This window comes from Colwellia sp. BRX10-3 (assembly GCF_014077505.1).
GTDB lineage: Bacteria > Pseudomonadota > Gammaproteobacteria > Enterobacterales > Alteromonadaceae > Cognaticolwellia.
Map to the genome: position 1 here is coordinate 18343 of NZ_JACGWA010000009.1, position 16683 is coordinate 35025.

A 16683-nucleotide genomic window follows, 5' to 3' on the forward strand; every position below is an offset into this window, starting at 1 on the left:
GTTAACCCAGTTAACTTAAGTAATCTAAATAACTTCAACAACATCGATAACAAAGGTGACTTCTTGCCCAGCTAACGGATGATTAAAGTCAATAGTGACTGAACTGCCTGAAACATCTTTAATCATGCCAGGTAACTCACCGCCCGGTTGACTAAAAGTTATAATGTTACCTACTTTAGCCGGTGCTTCTTCACTAAATTTACTGATATCCATGTAGTGGATATTTTCAGGTAATGGCTCTCCGAAGGCATCAACCGCGGCTAGGGTAAACTCTTTACTGTCACCAGCTGACATGCCGAGCAGTTGCGCTTCAAATGCAGGAGATATACTAGTATCACCCATAATAATTTTCGCTGGTTTTTTATTAACCTTGGTACTATCTGCAGCAGAGCCATCAGAAAGCTTCATAGTAATGTGGGCAATAATTGCTGAAGAAGCTGTTACTAAATTTGTCATAAAGTTCTCTTTAAGAATTAATATCTTGTATTTTAGTGCTCGACTCACCATTTTTAAATGAATCAAAAATCATCAAGGCGGCACCAATGAATATCGTCGAGTCTGCAATGTTAAAAGCGGGAAAGTGATAGCCAAAGCCATAAAAATCAATAAAATCGATAACATAACCAAACAACACGCGATCAATAAGATTACCCACAGCACCACTAAGTATTAAAGCAAATGCTACCGATAACAAGGCTTGTTGCTTGGGTGTTTTTGCTAGCCAAACAATAAAAACAATACTCGCAATAGCGGCGATTGCCGTAAAAAACCAACGTTGCCAGCCACCTTGGTCAGCAAGGAAACTAAAAGCTGCACCGAGGTTATGCACATAAGTTAAGTTGAAAAAAGGCAGAATATCGATTGATTGATATAAATCCATATTACTGACCACTAGCTGTTTAGTTACTTGATCAGCCACTAAAAGAATTAAGGTTAACCATATCCAACGTAAACCTGTTTCTGTAAATAATTTTTTCATAACCTAATAAATTCTCTTCTATCGATTGCACTCAAGACACGATACTTCACGCTACTATTAACTAGAAAACGTGCAGACTTTTTTCAAGCGCTGCACGTTTTAGATTTATTAACATTAATATTGCTTTAGCTTTAGCTTAAGCGAATTGACGAACTTCACCTTCACCGTCTACATTACTAATACAACGTCCACATAACTCTGGGTGCTGCTCGTTTTGACCAATATCTTCAGTGACATGCCAACAACGATCACATTTAGCACCCTCAGCTGGTGCAACGGTTAACCATAAACCTTCAACTTCAGTGGCTAACGTATCTGCTGGCGCACTTTCAACAATTTCAACCACAGCTTTTGAGGTAATTAATACAAAGCGTAGCTCTTCACCTAGTTGTTGTAACTTTCCTGCAAGTTCAGCTGTAGTATATAATGTGACAGCTGCTTCAAGCGCTTTACCTACTTGCTTTTCTTTGCGAGCATTTTCAAGCGCTTTATTTACTTCTGTGCGCACTAATAAAAGCTCGTTCCAGTAATCATTATTGAAAACACTGGTAGTTGAAGCTTTTGGTAAGCCATCAAACCAGACACCGGTGAATACGAACTCTTCACGAGTATCACCTGATGCTGTTGGCAGTGCTTGCCAAATTTCTTGTGCGGTAAAAGATAAAATTGGTGCCATCCAACGTGTCATTGCTTCAGCAATTAAATACATCGCTGTTTGACATGAACGACGAGCAACACTGTCTTCTTTCGCGGTGTACTGACGATCTTTAATAATATCTAAGTAAAAGCCACCAAGTTCTGTCGTACAGAAGTTCATTAACTTGTGCACAACCACGTGAAATTCATATTCGTCATAAGCAGCAATAATGTCTGCTTGTAACTGCGCAGCTTTATCAACCGCCCACCGATCAAGTGCAACCATATCATCAAAAGCAATTGAATCTGTTTTTGGGTCAAAGCCATTTAAGTTTGATAATAAAAATCGTGAAGTATTTCGAATACGACGATAAGCATCAGCTTGGCGTTTAAATATTTCATCGCCTGCGGTGATCTCTTGGGTATAATTTACCGAGGCTGTCCATAAACGTAAAATATCTGCGCCTAAGGTATTAGTAATTTCTTTTGGCGTAATAACATTACCTAAAGATTTAGACATTTTATGGCCTTTAGCATCAACCACAAAGCCATGCGTTAGCACTTGTTTATAAGGTGCTTTACCATTCATCGCTACAGAAGAGATCATTGAAGACATAAACCAACCGCGATGCTGATCCGAACCTTCTAAATACAAGTCAGCAATACCGTCAAATTCTTCACGAGCATTCACAACGGAATAATGCGTAGTACCAGAGTCAAACCAAACGTCGAGCGTGTCAGGGACTTTTACGTATTCTTGTGCATCATTACCAATCAGCTCTGATGCCTCTAAATCAAACCATGCTTGAATGCCTTTTTCTTCAACACGTTTTGCGACGGTTTCAATTAACTCGATACTGCGAGGATGCAAGGCGCCGGTATCTTTATGAATGAACAATGCCATTGGCACGCCCCATGTACGCTGACGTGAAATACACCAATCAGGACGACCTTCAACCATAGATTCAATACGACGTTGACCCCAATCAGGGATCCACTGAGTTTTTTCAATCTCGCTTAATGAGTCTTGTCGTAAACCTTTATTATCCATACTGATAAACCACTGCGGTGTAGCTCGGAAAATCAACGGAGTTTTATGACGCCAGCAATGCGGGTAAGAATGCTCTAGTGCATGATGATGCACTAATGTGCCATGTTCTTTTAAGGTTTCAACTACATTCGCATTGGCTTTAAAAACATGCTGACCAGCAAATAGTGGTGTATCTTCTAAATAAACACCATTAGCGCCGACCGGATTTGCCACTTCTAAACCATATAATTTACCAACAACAAAATCTTCTACACCATGCCCTGGCGCAGTATGAACACAACCCGTACCAGAGTCAGTAGTAACATGCTCACCTAAAATAATCGGTACGGTAAAGTCATAAAATGGGTGTTTAAGTTGCACAAGGTCTAAATCACTACCTTTACAAAAACCTAATGCGTGGTATTTATCAATACCAAAGCGGTCCATACACGAAGTTACTAGATCAGAGGCTAAGATAAAGCGTTCTTTGCCTTGCTCTGTTTCACATTGCACTAAGCTATATTCTACTTCAGCATTAACTGAAACTGCACGGTTAGCAGGTAGTGTCCAAGGTGTAGTAGTCCAGATAACAACTGAAACTGAACCTTCACCTGCGTGATCTTCTGGATGATTAAACTTATCCGCAATACTTTGATCAACGGCAGTAAATTTCACATCAATCGCCGGTGATTGCTTATCTTGATATTCCACTTCAGCTTCTGCTAAAGATGAACCACAATCTGTACACCAATGCACGGGTTTGAACCCTTGGTGCAAATGGCCATTTTCAGCAATTTTACCCAATGAACGAATAATATTAGCTTCGGTATCAAAATCCATCGTACGATAAGGCTTATCCCAATCGGCAAAAACACCTAAACGCTTGAAATCTTCACGTTGAGCATTAACTTGCTTGGCTGCGTATTCACGACACTTTTCACGAAAGACACTGGCAGACACTTTATGGCCAGGTTTACCAACCTTTTTCTCTACCATCAATTCAATCGGTAAACCATGACAATCCCAACCCGGCACGTATGGCGCATTGAAATCTGATAAGGTTTTTGACTTAACAATAATGTCTTTCAAAATTTTATTAACAGAGTGACCTAAATGAATATCGCCATTTGCATACGGTGGTCCGTCGTGCAAAATAAATGATTTTTTGCCTTTTTTAGCGGCTCGAATTTGACCGTATAAGTCTTTCTCTGCCCATTCTTTTAGCATATTCGGTTCACGATTTGCCATATTACCTTTCATCGCAAAAGAAGTTGCGGGCAAATTTAGGGTTTGCTTGTAATCACTCATTAAAATAAATATCCGTTGTCTTAGTCACTGAAGCTTTGCTCAGTGTGGTGTTATATTTTTGTGCTTAATTTATCGCTAGTTTATCGCTAATTAATAGCGGCGATGTCGTTAAGTTATCGCTAAATTCTGCACAAAAGTGCGAGCTTGTTCTGTATCAATACCAATTTGCTCAATAAGTGCAGATAACGAACTAAATTTCTGTTCGCTACGTAGTTTTTTCAACATAACTACTTCAATGATTGCACCGTATAAATTGTTATCAAAATTGAATATATGTACTTCTAATTGTTGCCGAATACCGGCAACTGTTGGTCTTGAACCTATGTTTGCAACACCATAGTGTTCACCAAACTGGCTGTTAACCTGCACCACGTAAACCCCTGAAACAGGAGAAACACGGCGTTTTAATCTTATATTTGCGGTAGGAAAACCCATTTCACGGCCACGTTTATCGCCATGAAAAACCTTGCCAATAATTGAATATGGTCGCCCGAGCATGGTTTTCGCGCCGTCTAAATCATCTTTCTCTAATAACTGCCTAATTGCTGTACTGCTGACTCGACAACCCGCTAACTTATGGCTTGCGGTATCAGTTACCGAAAAGTCATACTTTTTTCCAGCCGCTTTAAGCATGGAAAAATCACCTTGGCGATTTTTACCAAAATGAAAATCATCGCCAACAATTAAGTGTTTTATCGCTAAGCGTTTTACTAATAGTTCTTTAATAAACGTCTCAGCGCTTAGACTAGCAAATTTCCTATTAAAATTGATACAAATTAATCTATCTATACCTAAGTTTTTTAATAATGCATATTTGTCACGTAATCGACATAATCGTGCTGGCGCGGTTTCTGGCGAAAATAGCTCTTGTGGCTGAGGTTCAAATACCAATACCGCTGCTTCGCAATCTAATTCTTTTGCTTTTGCAACTAACGCTAGAATCACTTGTTTATGCCCTAAGTGAACACCGTCAAAATTTCCGATCGTTAACACGCAACCTTGACGATTTTTAACGTCACTAATACGCATATTATGAATGCCACGTGTTAATTGCATGAAATTAAAAAACCTTACTGCTAATAGTGCTTTACTACGAGCTAAATCATTAAAGAATAAAAACCGATGAATTATATATTAGTCAGCAATAAGAATCAGCCTTTAGCGATAGATATTTCAAGATAAATCTGGTCTTAATTAAGCCTATTTTGTGCAACCTTAATATCTGAAAGTCGAATACCTAATAAAAGTAAGCAAATTAAATAACTCGATATGCCACAAAAAATACAAATAACCAGTTGCTGCACTTGTTTGATAAAGCCATAAGACAGCCAAACATCAAAGTCAGGGGATATTTGATAAACAATGAAGGCCATTACCCCAGCAGAGATCACAAGACGAGTGATAAACCACCAAGTTTTGCTCGACAACTGAAAAACATTAGCGGATTTTAGTCCATGATAGAGCATCATAGCATTAAGTGTGGCTGATAAAGTTGTTGCGATAGCTAAGCCAACATAACCAAAAAATGGTGCCAGCATCATATTAAAGACCATATTGGCCACCATCGCCTTTATAGCAATTTTCACTGGTGTTTTAGTATCTTGGCGAGCATAAAACCCGGGTGCTAATACTTTAATAAACATAAAGCTCAGTAAGCCCGAAAGGTAAGCAAATAATGCGTAAGACACTTGTAAAACTTCATGCTGAGTAAATTCTCCTCGCATAAATAGCACCATAATAATTGGCTGCGCTAGCACCATTAAACCTGCTAAAGCCGGCCAACCAAATAGAGAGACAATTCTAAGTCCCCAATCTATCGTGTCACTAAATTCTTGCGTGTCTTTTTTGGTATGTAATTTAGCTAAGCTAGGTAATATTACTGTCGCAATACCAATACCAAATAGACCAAGTGGAAATTCCAATAGACGGTCAGCGTAATATAACCAACTAATAGAACCCGTAATCAACATACTGGCGATAATGGTATCAAGGAGTAAATTTATTTGCGTTACCGACACACCAAAAAGCGCAGGAATAATCAGTTTACGTATTTTAGTGACGCCAGGAGAGTTCCATGACCATGTAGGTTTAACCAGAGCACCCGCACGATATAAAAAGGGTAATTGGAAAGAAAATTGAATAAAACCACCTAAAAACACCCCCCAAGCAAGAGCAAAAGCAGGGTTGTCCATCACTGGCGCTAAGTAGATAGCACAAGCAATTATTCCTACGTTTAATAAAACCGGAGTGAACGCTGAAACAGCAAAGCGACCATAGGTATTTAATATCGCGCCTGAAAGTGCCGTAAAGCTGACAAACCACAAATAGGGAAAAGTAATTTTTAATAACGTGCTAGCAAGATCAAATTTTTCGCTAGCGGGTCCATCATTTAACCAGTCTAAAAACCAACCAAAGCCAAACAATGCCACAATTAATGGCGACGCTATCATGCCAAATAAGGTAACTATGGTAATAATAACGCCAAGTGTGCCTGAAACTTGGGCAATTAATTTACGGGTTTCATTGGTGGTATGTTCTTCATCAAGTGTGTGGTATTCACTTAATACCGGCACAAAGGCTTGCGCAAATGCACCTTCGGCAAAAAGACGGCGCAAAAAATTAGGTATTTTATTAGCGAAGAAGAATACGTCAGCAGATGCCCCTGCTCCCATAATATTGGCGATAACAACATCTCGCACTAAGCCAAGCACACGTGAAATTAATGTCATAGCACTGACAATAAGTCCCGACTTAATTAATTTTTTACTCAAGCAGTTAACCTCAATGTAATTTTTATTTTATTTTATTTTATTAAGCGTTTTCGACACATTCATGTCCGCTGGATCAGCGGATACAAATATTAATGAATGATTTAACCAGCAAAAATTAAGCTTAATATACAATATTTTCCTATTATGCGGCTTTTACAAATTGATAGACAATACTTTAATACTTTAACAATTGAGTTTTGTTAATAATATAATAACGCACCATCTATGGTCTAAAAGTGAATTTTTTGAGAAAAAAGTAATATAAATAGCAAATATATCGAAAATTAATCAAATCTAGGTACAACAGCACTTCCAACTTTTAACTAAAAACTTTAGAATGCGCCATTGGTTTTATTTATACAAACGGGTAATTATCCGATCGGTCAAATTAAAGCGGTAAATTATTTGACAAACCAGTTAAAAACAGGCATATTTCGTCGCCTTAAATTTAGGCAATATTTATTCAATTTTAGGAGTTCACCTTGGCTAACTCAAAGTCTGCTAAGAAGCGCGCATTACAATCTGAAAAGCGCCGTCAACACAATGCAAGCCGTCGCTCAATGATGCGTACTTTACTTAAAAAAGTAATTTCTGCTATCGAAGCCGGTGACAAAGAAAAAGCATCTACAGAATTTGCTGCTGCTGCACCGATTTTAGATCGTTATGCAAGCAAAGGTCTTATTCATAAAAATAAAGCCGCTCGTAGCAAGAGCCGTATAAACGCTGCTATAAAAGCGCTTTAATTTTTTGTAAAGAATTAAAAAACCGGCTTATGCCGGTTTTTTTATATCTGAAATTCCTTAAGTTGAAGATTTTATTATTCTTTGAGCTTGCGCTTATCAGTGATTTTGTTAGTCTCTAGCCGGTATTTATAAAGAGAGACTTACATGAAAATTTCAAAAATCACTTATATGCTCATCATAGCTGGCACTCTAACGGCTTGTGGTGGCAACAACACCGAAGCAACCACGTCTGCAAGTGTTAACTTATTACCCGAATATCAAAACCGCTTAGATATATACAAAACAGTAACCTTAAGTGCCGATCTATCGCACTTATCAACTAACCAGAAAAAAATGCTGTCTCTACTCATCGAAGCCTCAGACATTATCGACGATCTTTTCTGGCAACAAGCTTTTGGTCAAGACAAAATCAGCTTTTTAGCTTCTATAAGTGATGAAAAAGTTAGAGAGTTTGCCCGTATTAATTATGGTCCTTGGGATCGACTAAATGGCGACAAAGCTTTTCTAACCAATACAGCAGCTAAAAACCATGGCGCTCAGTTCTATCCTGGCGATATGAGTAAAGCCGAGTTTGAAAAAGCAACATTTGATGACAAAAATGGTTTGTATTCACTGGTAATAAGAAACAAAGATGGTGAATTAAGCACTATTGCTTTTTCAGAAGCCTATAGTGATGAAATTAATCGCATTGCGGTAATTTTAGAAAAAGCTTCAACCTTTGCTGATGACAAAGAGTTCGCTAATTATCTTAATATGCGCGCTAAGGCAATACGTAATGACGACTTCCAAGCTTCTGACTTTGCTTGGATGGATATGAAAAACAATCCTATTGATATTGTCATAGGCCCGATTGAAACTTATGAAGATCAACTTTTTGGTTACCGTGCTGCATTTGAATCTTACGTACTGATCAAAGATATGTCGTGGAGCGAAAAGCTCGCCAAATACGCCGCATTTTTACCTGAATTACAACGTGGCTTGCCCGTAAGTAAAAAATATAAAGCTGAAGTCCCAGGCTCAGATGCTGACTTAAACGCTTATGATGTTATTTATTATGCTGGCCATGCAAATGCGGGTGGTAAAACTATCGCGATTAATTTACCCAATGACGAACAGGTACAACTAGAAAAAGGGACTCGTCGCCTGCAGCTAAAAAATGCTATGCGAGCAAAGTTCGATGCTATTATGACCCCAATTGCCGAAACACTGATTGTGCCAGAACAACGTAAAAATGTAACCTTTACGGCATTTTTCGCTAATACTATGTTTCATGAAGTTGCACACGGTTTAGGCATTAAAAACACCATTAATGACAAAGGTAGTGTTCGCCAGTCATTAAAAGAGCACGCTTCAGCCTTAGAAGAAGGCAAAGCAGACATTCTAGGGCTTTACATGATACGCCAATTACTAGCTAAAAACGTTATCACCGAAGGCACGCTAGAAGACTATTACACAACCTTCTTAACCGGCATATTCCGCTCAGTTCGCTTTGGTGCAAGTTCGGCTCACGGTAAAGCTAATATGGTGCGTTTTAATTACTTTGCAGAACAAAATGCATTCTCACGAAATGAACAAGGTTTATATAGCGTTAATGTCGATAGAATGACTGCCGCCATTGACTCTTTATCTGAACTTATTTTGACGCTACAAGGAAACGGTGATTACGATGGCGTTGATAAATTAGTCGCAAAAAGTGGAGTTATTAACAGTAATTTAGCGACAGATTTAGCAAGTTTAGAAACAGCAAAGATCCCTGTCGACATCACCTTTAAACAAGGTAAAAAAGTACTTGGCTTAAATTAGTCAAAAACTACTATGGCTAAATAGTACGCATATCGAATCCATCAAGGCTAAACATCTGTTTAGCCTTGATTTTTTTCCATTTTTTAAAATAATGTATACCAATACTGGCTGTCCCTAAGATACCTATTCAAAAACTGATCACAACTTAAATATATATTTCTTAACTGGTGACCCCGCGTTTTAAAAATAGTAATTTAAAGTAATTGTAAAGGTGCCGGTTAAAAATATTTGGTTTTGTGATGATTGTGGTTAGCTAAGCTAGCTGCGTGATGACTGATAAATTATCAACCAGTAGTGAGCAAAACGATTACCGGTTAAAGGCAGGTAATAACGGGTTAATCCAACTAGCAACTGGCATTGTTGGGCTATTAGAAAATAACACCTTAAATTGGCCGTTTACTTCTCATCAGGAGTAAGGTCTGAATATTCGAAAAATTATACTCCTCGTGGCAACCACTAGGCGGTTGAAGCTCAATTAAAATCAATTAAAATCAATTAAATCAAAATAAATAAACTTTATTGAAACGATAACCTAGTTTGCGAGGTCAATTTAGTTAAGCAATCACTTATATGAGTATCTCAATTGATTTATCTACAAACTTTTAGCAAAAAATTAATTACTGTCGCTTTGGTCACATTCAGCTTGTTTTCGATAAATGCCAATGCAGAAGAGTCTGCCGTTGCGCCACAAGCACCCGTTTGGCAACTTAAAACTCAATCTGGAGACACTATCTCTTCAGCACAATTCGATGGACAAGCAACAATTTTACATTTTTGGGCGACTTGGTGTCCTTATTGTAAAGTGCTACAACCAAAACTAGTCGAGCTTGAAAAGAAATATCAACAGCAAGGTGTTAAGCTCGTTGCTATTAGCTTTAATGAAGATGACGGCGCATTACCACAAGATGAGTTAACCGCTAGAGGCTATAGCTTTCCTACTGCCGTTAACGGCGATGAAGTTGCTATGATTTATGGCGTAAAAGGCACACCAACCACATATTTTATCAATAAGAACAACCAAGTTATATTCAAATATACTAGCTCTGACACTTCAGACCCGCGCCTTGAACTGGCGGTTAAAGAGATAGTTAAATAACAAGTTAACTCTAGATATTGATACACAAATAAAAAGTAATTTATATACCTTTGACTTATTAAGTGATCTGATTTTTCATAAGCAAAGGTCGATAAATACAAAGGCATTTTTCAATAATGTTAGATAGTCGAGTAATGGCTAAGTAGCTGCACTTAACTGATATAATTGCTTTTTATACTTACGCTTTTGCTGTGGCTCATGTAACCACATTAGTGATTGTTCCAATGTTGAAATTGCTTGTTGTTTCTTATCTTGTAAAAGATAAACTTCATGTAGCTCAAAATAGGCTTGCTTCACGTAAGGTGCTAACTTAATTACCTTACGGTAAAAGCGCTCAGCATCACTATAGTCATTGTTATATCTCGCTAACTGGGCTTTTTCCAACCAATGATACGGGTTAGGATCATAAATATTTTCAATACGAAACTTAATGTCTTCTGCTTGTTTTAACCTACCCTGCTGCTGCAATAAATTAACATAGTTATCTAAAACGCTAATGTTTACATCGGTACTTGCCATTGCAGCTAAATACAAGCTCTCAGCACTTTCTACATCACCTTTTTTCTTATGTAATAAAGCCAGTAAGTTTATCGATGAAACATTATTTTGGTCCAGTGAATAAGCATGCTTTGCATAAGCAAACGCGCTATCAAAGTCTTTCTTAATATAAAGCTCAGCGCCTTTATTTACATAATACATCGCTAAAAATTTATTAGAATTTACTAATTTAGAACGAATATTTCCTTCTTGTGGAAGGTAATCAATAACTATAGCGGGACGGTGAATATAAAAGTAATCAGCTTCAGCGACAAAACTAGGATCATACAACAAAGACTGCACATGGCTTGAAGACAAAATAACGTTACCGTGCTTTTCGTAAATAGGTAATGAGTGCATTTTTCGGTAGTCCATCTCAACACCAACAAGTCGAGAAAATGCTGTGGTTAATATTGCCAAACTCATACAATTGCCACTATTTTTGGACATTGCTTCAGTAGCTGTATAAGTTTTACCGTAATAGGTAAATTTAGATAAGTTACTTTCTAAAAAGCGTTTAACCGCTTCATGTGGCAAATACCCTTTAACAATTTGTTGCCGATAAAAGTTTAAAAATTCTTCTTGCTGCTGCTCTGTTAGCGTATATAAATCTGCTTCAGAAACTACAGGATTATTAGGTGTAAATAAACTCGCATTCAAATCGACTCTTGTTGGTTGTACTTTCTCATACTGACTACTCGTACACCCTATACATGCACCGAGAGTCAATACCAACAATCACTTTAGATATTTCATTTTCAAATCCTTATGTGTTAAATACAAAATAATCCCACCATATACGAAAAACATCGTAATCCACTTTATAAATTTATCAACACTTTGTCGAGTGTTTTACAACCAGTTAGTTGCACAGTTTACTTAAGGATAATTGAAACCTTGTTCATAGGTCAGCATTAGAGGATTTGGACGCCTATAACGAACCACTCATCGAATTTCTAAGTCATGCTCTTGTACCTATGTCTTGTGCGACATAGAATCAGTACAACTTCATTGTGATATATCACTTTGAATTAACCTTATCAGCCCTTGGGCATAAACTAATAAAGGTCATTTAATGAAAACTCGTTATCTCGCACCACTGGCAATTGCTATCGCATTAGCCGGTTGTCAGCCAAACACAACCGCACCTGATGTTGTAAAAGTAGAGCAAGTAGAAAATAGTAATGCTAACAATCCATTTTTTTCTGAATACAGCACACCTCATGGCATTCCACCTTTTGATAAAATTCAAAAAAGTGACTATTTACCAGCGTTTTATCATGGTATTGCGCAAAACAAGCTTGAAATAGAGGCTATAACAAGCGTTAAATCTCGCCCAACATTTGAAAACACTATTGTGGCAATGGAAAAATCTGGTGACTTTTTAGATAAGGTCAGTAGTACTTTCTATGGGTTAACTGGCTCAATGTCAGATGAAGAAATGCGCGCTATTGCAAAAGAAATCTCGCCTAAACTTTCAGCCTTAGGTGATGATATTGCCCTGAACGATGCTTTATTCATGCGTGTTAAAGAAGTTTTTGATAATCAGGCGACATTTAATTTACGCACAGATCAAAAGCGTTTATTAGAAAAAACCTACAAAAGCTTTGTAAGAGGCGGTGCTAACCTTAACGATGTTGATAAGTTAAAATTACGTGAATTAAATGAAAAACTTAGTGGTTTAAGTCTAAAGTTTGGTGAGAATCTTCTCGCTGAAACTAATGGCTTTGAAATGGTAATTGACAATAAAGCTGACCTTGACGGTTTACCGGCTGACATTATTGCAGCAGCAAGCGATACCGCAACATCTCGCGGTCACGACGGCAAATGGGTATTCACTACGCATCGTCCAAGTAAAAATCCATTTTTGACCTACTCTAACAATCGTGAGCTACGTGAAACTATCTACAAAGGATATACCTTGCGCGGTAATAACGACAATGCCAATAACAACCAAGCAATTGCTAGCGAAATGGCAAGCCTTCGTTTTCAAAAGGCTCAGTTGCTAGGTTATAAAACTCATGCTCACTTTGTGCTTGAAAATGCCACAGCAAAAACCCCTGAAAATGTTTTTGAATTATTAAATAAAGTTTGGCCTGCCGCATTAGAACGCGCGAAGGAAGAAACGGCTGATATTCAAAAAATGATCGATGCACAAGGTGGTGACTTCAAAGTAGCCGCATGGGATTGGTGGTACTACTCTGAAAAAATTCGTAAACAACGCTTTGATATTGATGCTTCAGAAACCAAACCATATTTTTCATTAGAAGCGACGCTACAAGGGGTTTTCTTTACAGCAGAAAAACTTTGGGGTGTTACCTTTAAAGAGCGTGATGACTTACCTAAATATCACCCAGAGGTACGTACATTTGAAGTACATGATCGTGACGGTAGTTATGTGGGTGTTTACATGACAGACCATTACGTGCGTGAAAGCAAACGTGGTGGTGCTTGGATGAGCAGTTTCCGTAAGCAATACCGTATGAATGGTGAAGAAGTTACACCTATTATCTACAACGTGTTGAACTACCCTCGCCCTATTGGCGATAAGCCGACGTTATTAACCTTTAGTCAAGCATCAACCTTATTCCATGAATTTGGTCATGCTATTCAAGGTTTATTATCTGATGGCTATTACCGTTCTCAAACTGGTACAGCTTTACCAAGAGATTATGTTGAATACCCTTCACAAGTAATGGAAAACTGGATGACAGAGCCAGAAGTCTTAGCAAATTTTGCTAAGCACTATCAAACAGGTGAAGTTATTCCTCAAGCACTGGTTGAAAAAATTCAAGCTTCAGGCAAGTTCAACCAAGGTTTTGGTACTACAGAGTATTTAGCCGCAGCATTGCTTGATATGAGCTGGCATTCATTAGAAACAGCTGAGCTACAAGACGCCAACGCTTTTGAAAAAAATGTTTTAAAAGAAATCGGATTGATTGAGCAAATCGCGCCAAGATATAAAACAGGTTATTACTCGCACATATTTGCTGGTGGTTATTCTGCAGGCTATTACGGCTATATATGGTCAAACATCTACGATGCTGATACTTGGTTAGCTTTTAAAGAGAATGGCATATTTGATCAAAAAACTGCTGAATTATACCGTAAACATGTATTAGAAAGTGGTGGCACAGACGACCCAACAGTTATGTATCGCCGTTTTAGAGGCCAAGACCCAAAAGTAGAACCATTACTTGAACGTCGTGGTTTAACGAGTAAGTAACAATATTTGTATACATGCTCCTAAATGTAAAAGGGTCGCTATGAAGCGACCCTTTTTATAACTATTAACTAAGCGTTAACGCGCTTGGTATTATTGCAAATACATACTGCCTTCAAAAAAAGCAAAAACAGTTTCAAATGCATTTTCTTGATACTGCTTTAAACCGGTATCACGAAAATCAATATCTACTTGGCTGCGTGTTAACGCCTTTTTGATAAAACTACCCGCTAATATTTCTACCGGTAAATCTTTAATAAGTTGAATAGCGGCTTCTAATTTAAAACCAACTGGACCGCCAGAAAATTTGCCTTTTAAAGCGCGCCCTTTAATAACAACTTTTTCAACTTTGTAGTCTTCCATCAGTTTTGCAAAAGCAAACTGAAACTCTTGTACTTGCTCAGCATCAGCTGCATCAACAAGACTAATTTTTTGTACGCGCGTATTTGGTATGTCGTACAACCCATTTTCCCGCGACATGATACAAATAATTGCATCGTTACCTTTTAATTCAACACCACATATCTTCATAAATTAACCTCGTTGCTATAATGTGCGTTATTATAAAATAGTTTTGCTTTAGCTGCAGTGTTTTCATGCATTTAAAGTTCAGCTTTCGTAGTTAATAATACTAACTGGTAATATCTTTTGCCAAAGTAATGCCATTACGTTTGGCAAACTCTGTGTAATCTGCGACCGCATTTGGATTTGCTTTATTTACTTGGCAAACTCCGCGCTGGTATTGATAACTAAAAACATCAAACCAGAGATCAAGTAAATCAGCATTGACTTGCTCACCAGCTAAAGACAAAATCTGCGCAGCAACTTCAGCTGTCGCCAACTCTGTATTATTGGCCGCTAAGCGAATTTGATAACGAGAGCTAAGCTCAGTCGAATCTTCCGGTGTTTTTGGTGTAAATGACACAACCGGCAAATGTTGTAAATAAGGACTGCGGCGAAACATTTTTTTAGCTTCTCGCCAGCTACCATCAAGCATAATAAATAACGGTCTTTTCCCTGAGCGGACAGTAATTTCATTATCAAAAATTTCACGTTCTTCACCCGCATATGCTTTTGGAAAAACGACCATAGGTTGCCAAATAGGATCGTTTAACAAAGTGATAATATCGGGATTTACTTGGGTTCTAGACCAAAGAAAGGCAAAGCTATCTGTGATCAAATCTGCTATCAACTTACCGGTATTACTCGGTTTTAATACTTCAGTATCGTACATCAACATCAAAAACCCGGCTTGGGAGCTAACCTTAGGTGCCAAATCGCAAATACAAAATGGCATTGCTAAACGGCACAATTCACAACGAATAACTCGCTGACCTCTCGATTTATAGGTAGTCGTACTTAGGCTTTTACGATATTGGTGAAGTTGCTGTACAGCGTGCATAAAGAGTATGTCAGGACTATTGAGGGCGCTACTTTAACGTGCAGCTGTTGTATTGGCAATAAAAAAGCGCAACCGAAATTCGGCTGCGCTTTATATATTATCTACCCGCAAGCTATTAAGCTATGGGAACACAATGAGTTAAATCTCGTTATGGTTTGTTTTTGCGCTAGCAGTGATAAAATCATAATTCGAAATTTCATCAATACTCTCTTTTAATTGCTCTTCCATTTCATCAATCACAATTATTGACTGACATAAAGCTTCACCACGTTTTTCTATACCTTCGCTACGAGTTTCCATTTCGTTGCCAATGAGTTCGCCAAAATCATCCATTTTAGTTTCAAAAGCATCCATATCGCCACCTGAAAATAGCATTTCTTGACCAACCGCAATCATTAAAGTACCTAGAGAATTTTTAATGGTACTTTCTACTGCAGATTCAATTCGTTGCTCAAAATCTTCACCAAAGAAATCTTTGCCAGAAAAACCATCTTCGTCAATATAAAAACTATTTTGTTTGCTAAACTCAGCGTCAACTTCACCACGAATACTGGTTAATTGTGTCGTTAAGTCAGCGCTAACGTTATTCCCTTCCCCTAACAACTCGTTAAAGGCTAAGTTTACGCCATCAATGGCTAAATCAATTGCATCTAAAGCGATGCTTTTTACTTCGGGTACAACATCACGAATATGAGTTGAATAATCACGTAATAATGATTTCTGATGAGATGATAAAGCAATTTCTTCGCCTTTTATTATCAGAGTATCATTGTTGGTTATAGTATAAAGTGACGATTTATTTTTAGAAAAAATGATTTCTTTAGCATTGATATTAATGCCGCCATTTAAGTCAACATTACATGACTCACTAGAAAAAGAGTTATCGTGTGCATAACTCGCTGAACTTGCAATAATTAGTGCTGTAGCAATCAATGTTTTCATATTAATCTTCCTTTATAAATTTAGCGTTTCTAGAGCGATTTAAATATCGACAAACCACCTGTTAACCTTATTGTTTACAAATCTAATGCCAAAATTAAAACTTGTTTTATATCAATAGATAAGACGAAACCTTTCATTTACAAGAAAATAAATAAGACTATAATTTAGTGAGATTATTAAGTTTATGGTTAATTTAACAATTGATACTTTAGG

The 16683-nt window shown here is 37.6% G+C and carries 14 protein-coding genes; 5 read left to right on the plus strand and 9 right to left on the minus strand.

Translation table 11 applies throughout. From position 1 onward, the window contains the following. Window positions 1–24: 24 nt before the first annotated feature. From fkpB to murJ, 5 genes are all read right to left on the minus strand, one after another. Entirely contained in the window at window positions 25–456 is a 432-nt protein-coding gene (gene fkpB, locus H4J38_RS12845; RefSeq protein WP_182132223.1) for an FKBP-type peptidyl-prolyl cis-trans isomerase, read from the minus strand. Between the two features lie 10 nt (window positions 457–466). Then, the gene (gene lspA, locus H4J38_RS12850; RefSeq protein WP_182132224.1) at window positions 467–979 is read right to left on the minus strand and encodes a signal peptidase II; all 513 of its coding nucleotides are present in this window, start codon (window positions 977–979) and stop codon (window positions 467–469) included. 136 nt (window positions 980–1115) lie between these two features. Continuing rightward, window positions 1116–3953 carry an isoleucine--tRNA ligase gene (gene ileS, locus H4J38_RS12855; protein ID WP_182132225.1) on the minus strand — a complete coding sequence of 946 codons (2838 nt, stop codon included), beginning with the start codon at window positions 3951–3953 and terminating at the stop codon, window positions 1116–1118. A 108-nt stretch (window positions 3954–4061) separates the two neighbouring features. Continuing rightward, the gene (ribF, locus tag H4J38_RS12860) at window positions 4062–5009 is read right to left on the minus strand and encodes a bifunctional riboflavin kinase/FAD synthetase (RefSeq protein WP_182132226.1); all 948 of its coding nucleotides are present in this window, start codon (window positions 5007–5009) and stop codon (window positions 4062–4064) included. A gap of 134 nt (window positions 5010–5143) precedes the next feature. Then, window positions 5144–6724 (minus strand): murein biosynthesis integral membrane protein MurJ, encoded by a 1581-nt coding sequence (gene murJ / locus H4J38_RS12865; protein ID WP_182132227.1) that lies wholly within the window; start codon window positions 6722–6724, stop codon window positions 5144–5146. Window positions 6725–7206: 482 nt separating this feature from the next. On the opposite strand from murJ, the gene rpsT reads away from it, so the two are divergent. The 4 genes from rpsT to H4J38_RS12885 all read left to right on the plus strand — a co-directional run bounded on the left by rpsT (window position 7207) and on the right by H4J38_RS12885 (window position 10366). Continuing rightward, complete coding sequence (gene rpsT / locus H4J38_RS12870) at window positions 7207–7467, plus strand: 30S ribosomal protein S20 (RefSeq protein WP_182132228.1); 261 nt, start codon at window positions 7207–7209, stop codon at window positions 7465–7467. A gap of 144 nt (window positions 7468–7611) precedes the next feature. Next, window positions 7612–9270 (plus strand): dipeptidyl-peptidase 3 family protein, encoded by a 1659-nt coding sequence (locus H4J38_RS12875; RefSeq protein WP_182132229.1) that lies wholly within the window; start codon window positions 7612–7614, stop codon window positions 9268–9270. Between the two features lie 269 nt (window positions 9271–9539). After that, complete coding sequence (locus tag H4J38_RS12880; protein WP_182132230.1) at window positions 9540–9686, plus strand: hypothetical protein; 147 nt, start codon at window positions 9540–9542, stop codon at window positions 9684–9686. A gap of 167 nt (window positions 9687–9853) precedes the next feature. After that, window positions 9854–10366 carry a TlpA disulfide reductase family protein gene (locus H4J38_RS12885; RefSeq protein ID WP_220465549.1) on the plus strand — a complete coding sequence of 171 codons (513 nt, stop codon included), beginning with the start codon at window positions 9854–9856 and terminating at the stop codon, window positions 10364–10366. Window positions 10367–10504: 138 nt separating this feature from the next. Here the strand turns inward: H4J38_RS12885 and H4J38_RS12890 are convergent, their stop codons facing one another. Continuing rightward, entirely contained in the window at window positions 10505–11563 is a 1059-nt protein-coding gene (locus H4J38_RS12890; protein ID WP_182132231.1) for a lipopolysaccharide assembly protein LapB, read from the minus strand. A 415-nt stretch (window positions 11564–11978) separates the two neighbouring features. On the opposite strand from H4J38_RS12890, the gene H4J38_RS12895 reads away from it, so the two are divergent. Continuing rightward, window positions 11979–14129, plus strand: a complete 2151-nt coding sequence (locus H4J38_RS12895; protein WP_182132232.1) for a M3 family metallopeptidase — start codon at window positions 11979–11981, stop codon at window positions 14127–14129. A 90-nt stretch (window positions 14130–14219) separates the two neighbouring features. Here the strand turns inward: H4J38_RS12895 and H4J38_RS12900 are convergent, their stop codons facing one another. The 3 genes from H4J38_RS12900 to H4J38_RS12910 all read right to left on the minus strand — a co-directional run bounded on the left by H4J38_RS12900 (window position 14220) and on the right by H4J38_RS12910 (window position 16470). Beyond that, window positions 14220–14657, minus strand: a complete 438-nt coding sequence (locus H4J38_RS12900; RefSeq protein WP_182132233.1) for a DUF3010 family protein — start codon at window positions 14655–14657, stop codon at window positions 14220–14222. 100 nt (window positions 14658–14757) lie between these two features. Next, window positions 14758–15528, minus strand: coding sequence for a tRNA-uridine aminocarboxypropyltransferase (locus H4J38_RS12905; RefSeq protein WP_182132234.1), 771 nt, complete (start codon window positions 15526–15528; stop codon window positions 14758–14760). A 138-nt stretch (window positions 15529–15666) separates the two neighbouring features. Then, on the minus strand, window positions 15667–16470 hold the full coding sequence (locus tag H4J38_RS12910) for a DUF2884 family protein (RefSeq protein ID WP_182132235.1): 804 nt from the start codon (window positions 16468–16470) through the stop codon (window positions 15667–15669). Window positions 16471–16683: the final 213 nt, after the last annotated feature.

Bases quoted from the DNA above. Each gene is read 5' to 3' on its own strand.
- H4J38_RS12905 (WP_182132234.1), bottom strand. From the start codon at position 15,528: ATGCACGCTGTACAGCAACTTCACCAATATCGTAAAAGCCTAAGTACG.
- H4J38_RS12910 (WP_182132235.1), bottom strand. From the start codon at position 16,470: ATGAAAACATTGATTGCTACAGCACTAATTATTGCAAGTTCAGCGAGT.
- ribF (WP_182132226.1), bottom strand. From the start codon at position 5,009: ATGCAATTAACACGTGGCATTCATAATATGCGTATTAGTGACGTTAAA.
- ileS (WP_182132225.1), bottom strand. From the start codon at position 3,953: ATGAGTGATTACAAGCAAACCCTAAATTTGCCCGCAACTTCTTTTGCG.
- H4J38_RS12900 (WP_182132233.1), bottom strand. From the start codon at position 14,657: ATGAAGATATGTGGTGTTGAATTAAAAGGTAACGATGCAATTATTTGT.
- H4J38_RS12895 (WP_182132232.1), top strand. From the start codon at position 11,979: ATGAAAACTCGTTATCTCGCACCACTGGCAATTGCTATCGCATTAGCC.
- H4J38_RS12875 (WP_182132229.1), top strand. From the start codon at position 7,612: ATGAAAATTTCAAAAATCACTTATATGCTCATCATAGCTGGCACTCTA.
- fkpB (WP_182132223.1), bottom strand. From the start codon at position 456: ATGACAAATTTAGTAACAGCTTCTTCAGCAATTATTGCCCACATTACT.
- H4J38_RS12880 (WP_182132230.1), top strand. From the start codon at position 9,540: ATGACTGATAAATTATCAACCAGTAGTGAGCAAAACGATTACCGGTTA.
- lspA (WP_182132224.1), bottom strand. From the start codon at position 979: ATGAAAAAATTATTTACAGAAACAGGTTTACGTTGGATATGGTTAACC.